The sequence below is a fragment of the Photobacterium sp. OFAV2-7 genome (assembly GCF_022347985.1).
Classification (GTDB): domain Bacteria; phylum Pseudomonadota; class Gammaproteobacteria; order Enterobacterales; family Vibrionaceae; genus Photobacterium.
In genome coordinates this window covers 1-3,890 of sequence record NZ_JAKRFQ010000476.1, presented here as the reverse complement: position 1 = coordinate 3,890, position 3,890 = coordinate 1, and the positions used below count along the sequence as shown (strand labels likewise).

The window sequence follows — 3,890 nt, the reverse complement described above, 5'->3', positions numbered from 1 at the left end:
TTTCCTGGTGGATAAGGAAAGGTGCCGGTGCTGAATCTGCCGCTTCTTTCACACGCTCCCAGTGGTTGAGCAGGTAGTTCAGATCGTATTCCAGATCTTCAGCCGACTTGCCCACACCCGCGGTACGTACAATCAGGCCCATTCCCTGAGGTAGCTCAAGCGTGCTTAGTGCCGCTTTTAGCTGAGTACGCTCTTCGCCTTCGATACGGCGTGAAATACCACCGGCACGAGGGTTGTTAGGCATCAGCACCAGGTAGCTACCGGCAACAGAAATGAACGTTGTCAGGGCTGCCCCTTTGTTGCCACGCTCTTCCTTGTCGACCTGAACGATAACTTCCTGACCTTCTTTAAGCACTTCCTTGATGTTAGGGCGGCCTTGGTAGCTGTAGTCGGCAGGGAAGTAATCTTTGGCAACTTCTTTCAGTGGAAGGAAACCGTGGCGCTCAGAACCATAGTCAACGAACGCTGCTTCCAGGCTTGGTTCGATGCGGGTAATGCGACCTTTGTAAATATTTGCTTTTTTAGATTCGTGGCCAGGGCTTTCGATATCAAGATCAAAGAGCTTCTGCCCATCAACTAATGCGACGCGCAACTCTTCCTTTTGAGTTGCGTTAATCAACATTCTTTTCATTATATTGTACTCGTTTTTGTCGTTGTACTAGCGACTCGATTAGCGAGTTTGTACTGGCGGCGCCTGACTCCAAGTCTGATAACAAATGCAGCCTCACGGCTGGAATTCAGGAGTGCTATCTGGCAACACGTATTGTCCAACAGTATCAAGATGATTAGATCAGGAAATATACAGCTGGCATCACCGTTTCACGCGGCGGTATCTATCACACCAATAAAAAATCTATAATCGAGCAAGCTAAAAAACACTCCGGAGATAATAACGTCTTACGCCATTTGCTGCGCTTCTCGCCAGAGCTGTATGAATAATAGTCAGTTAGGTGATATTCTGTTCACCGTGTTACAAAAGTAGGCAAGTTTTCCTACTCCTGCACGCAATGATAGCAGGGTGACTTTTTTGCGGCAATCTGCTTTGCATGCGTGATACAATCAAAACCTATGAAAGATGATAAACCAAAAGTGCAATTCATCGAGATTACTGATGACTTTGCGGGCCAGCGGATCGATAACTTTCTCCGTGCTCGGCTTAAAAACGTTCCAAAAAGTATGATTTACCGTATTTTGCGTAAGGGTGAGGTTCGAGTAAACAAAAAACGCATAAAACCTGAATATAAATTACAGGATGGTGATCTTGTGAGGGTGCCGCCGGTGAAGGTGCCGGAAAAAGAAGATCAGGCACCGGTCAGCACCAAGCTCAATAAAGTTGCCGAGCTTGAGTCTTGTATTATCTATGAAGATGACCAGATGCTGATCCTTAACAAGCCATCGGGAACAGCGGTACATGGCGGTAGTGGTTTGAAGTTCGGTGCTATCGAGGCCTTGCGCGCACTTCGTCCTGATGCCCGTTTTCTCGAGCTTGTCCACCGTATAGACCGAGATACCTCGGGGATACTGCTGGTGGCTAAGAAGCGCTCTGCGCTGCGTCAGCTGCAGGAGCAATTCCGTAACAAGACGGTACAGAAATACTATTTTGCCCTGGTGATGGGCGAGTGGAAAGCCAGTTGCAAAAAAGTAACGGCACCGCTGATGAAAAACGAAGTGAACAGTATTGTCCGCGTTAACCCAAACGGGAAGGCGTCGGATACGCGCTTTAAAGTAATTGAGCGTCTTGAGCAGGCAACCTTGGTGCAGGCTAGCCCGGTGACGGGCCGAACCCATCAGATCCGTGTCCACTGTCAGTATACCGGCCACCCTATTGCCTGGGATGATCGCTATGGTGATCCACGTTTTGATGCGTATACGAAAAAATCGGGCCTCAATCGACTTTTCCTTCATGCGGCCAACATTAAGTTCAAGCACCCTAAAACGGAAGAGCTAATGGATATCAACGCACCGATGGAGCCGATGCTGACAAGAGCCATTGAGCAGCTACGGAAAAAATAGCGACAGAAGAAAGTCGCTAATAAAAGCTGCGCTGAATAGAGCGAGCCTATGGTGGGTGTATTGACTAGGGCGAGAAGCTGAGTTTGGCTTCTCGCCTTCTTATATTAGGGACGCTTGTTGCCCTGATTACAAAATCGCTACCCCTTGCTTGGCGAGCATCTCGCGCAGGGCAATCAGTGGCAGGCCAACCAGGGTATTCGGATCCCGGCCTTCTAATTTGTCAAACAAGGCAATGCCAAGTCCTTCGCTTTTAAAGCTGCCGGCACAGTTCAACGGATTTTCTCGCTGGATATAGTTTCGGATTTCTTGCTCGGCCAATGTTCTGAAGTGAACATGAAAGGGTTCGCAGATCACGTCGCTATCGCCAGTTACTGCATTATATAGACACAGGCCGGTATAGAAGGTGACGACTTGGCCACTTGCAGCCTGTAGCTGCCTGAAGGCGTTATCGGATGTATGTGGCTTGCCGACAATATGGCCGTTGATGACACATACCTGATCCGAGCCGATAATCAGATGGGCTGGGTAATCCTCTGCGCAGGCTTTGGCTTTGGCTTCGGCCAGCCGGGTCACGAGCTGCTCGGCAGTTTCATCGGGATGGGCCGTTTCATCAGTGTCTGGGCCAGCCGTCTCAAACGGGTATTGTAGCTTCTCTAGCAAGGCTTTTCTAAAAGGGGAGGTTGAGGCCAGGAGCAAAGGTTGAGTCATAGTTGTACCAAGATTATATGGGATTGTGTTAGTCTAGCGGCCGAATTTAAGTGGGCCATCTTTGCAGTTAGTCTGGCTAATGTAAGAAATGCAGCCATTAATTTCAAACTCGCGCCATACTGAAGGTGTGTTTGTCTAGCAATTGGGTTGGTTGTGTTTTAGCCATGTTTTGTGTGTTATTTGACCGCTTATATTACGAGGGGCAACTTGTTGTGAGTCAGGCAGATAACAGACAAAAAGGCGGAAATGTCCTCGATTGGCCAAGCAGGTTTAATTGCAGCTAAGTGAATTGGCTAAATGCTGTTAATTCGCGCACATTTCCTTTGACTCAAACTGATTAGAAGGCTAATATTCGCGCCCTATGCAAAAGGTAAAATTGCCGCTAACGGTTGATCCGGTTCGCGCAGCTCAGAAAAAACTCGACTATGATGGCATCATCAAAGCCGATTTGCTTGAGCGTTTGGCCGAGTCAACACAGAGCGTAACACGTGATGCAAACGTCACCTTATCATTTGACTTTGACCAACGTCACCTTGCATTTATGCGCGGTAGTGCAGATGTTGAAGTGATGTTGACCTGTCAGCGATGCCAGGAAGAGTTCAAACACCAATACAGTGTTGAATTCTGTTACAGTCCGCTCCTCAAACCAGAGGCAGCTGATGAGTTACCGGAAGCTTATGAGCCGGCTGACGTCGACGAAAACGGTGAGATTAACCTGATTCAAATCGTCGAAGACGAATTGATTCTGGAGTTGCCTCAAGTCGCTATGCATGATGAAACTGACTGTAAAGCCAGCGGAAACATGACTTTTGGTGAGATCCCCGTTGCTGATGAGCGTCCGAATCCGTTTGCAGTATTGAAAAATCTAAGTAAGTAATTTAACAGGAGTAGGGTTAATGGCCGTACAAAAGAGCAAAAAATCACGTGCAGCACGTGGCATGCGTCGTTCTCACGATGCACTAACAACTGCAGCTGTATCTGTAGATTCTGCAAGTGGTGAAACTCACCTACGTCACCACGTAACAGCTGACGGTTTCTACCGTGGCCGCAAGGTTATCAACAAATAAGGTTGAACCTTGAGTGGTCTAACCGTTGCACTTGATGCAATGGGCGGGGATTTCGGTCCTCAAGTAACAGTGCCTGCCTCCGTGCAGGCATTGTTGCAATAC

Annotated in this window: 5 protein-coding genes; 3 read left to right on the top strand and 2 right to left on the bottom strand. The window is 48.2% G+C overall.

From position 1 onward, the window contains the following. Positions 1-631, bottom strand: a 631-nt coding sequence (locus MHN01_RS19295; protein WP_239412836.1) for a ribonuclease E/G, incomplete at its 3' end; no start/stop codon positions are given. 437 nt (positions 632-1,068) lie between these two features. Between MHN01_RS19295 and rluC the strand changes: the two genes are divergently transcribed. Next, positions 1,069-2,013, top strand: a complete 945-nt coding sequence (gene rluC / locus MHN01_RS19290) for a 23S rRNA pseudouridine(955/2504/2580) synthase RluC (RefSeq protein WP_160650329.1) — start codon at positions 1,069-1,071, stop codon at positions 2,011-2,013. A gap of 126 nt (positions 2,014-2,139) precedes the next feature. On the opposite strand, the gene MHN01_RS19285 is transcribed toward rluC, so the two are convergent. Continuing rightward, entirely contained in the window at positions 2,140-2,721 is a 582-nt protein-coding gene (locus MHN01_RS19285; protein ID WP_239412835.1) for a nucleoside triphosphate pyrophosphatase, read from the bottom strand. Between the two features lie 361 nt (positions 2,722-3,082). On the opposite strand from MHN01_RS19285, the gene yceD reads away from it, so the two are divergent. Continuing rightward, positions 3,083-3,598: a 23S rRNA accumulation protein YceD gene (gene yceD, locus MHN01_RS19280; protein ID WP_239412834.1), complete on the top strand. Its 516-nt coding sequence runs from the start codon at positions 3,083-3,085 to the stop codon at positions 3,596-3,598. A 19-nt stretch (positions 3,599-3,617) separates the two neighbouring features. After that, on the top strand, positions 3,618-3,788 hold the full coding sequence (gene rpmF, locus MHN01_RS19275; RefSeq protein ID WP_006231206.1) for a 50S ribosomal protein L32: 171 nt from the start codon (positions 3,618-3,620) through the stop codon (positions 3,786-3,788). Positions 3,789-3,890: the final 102 nt, after the last annotated feature.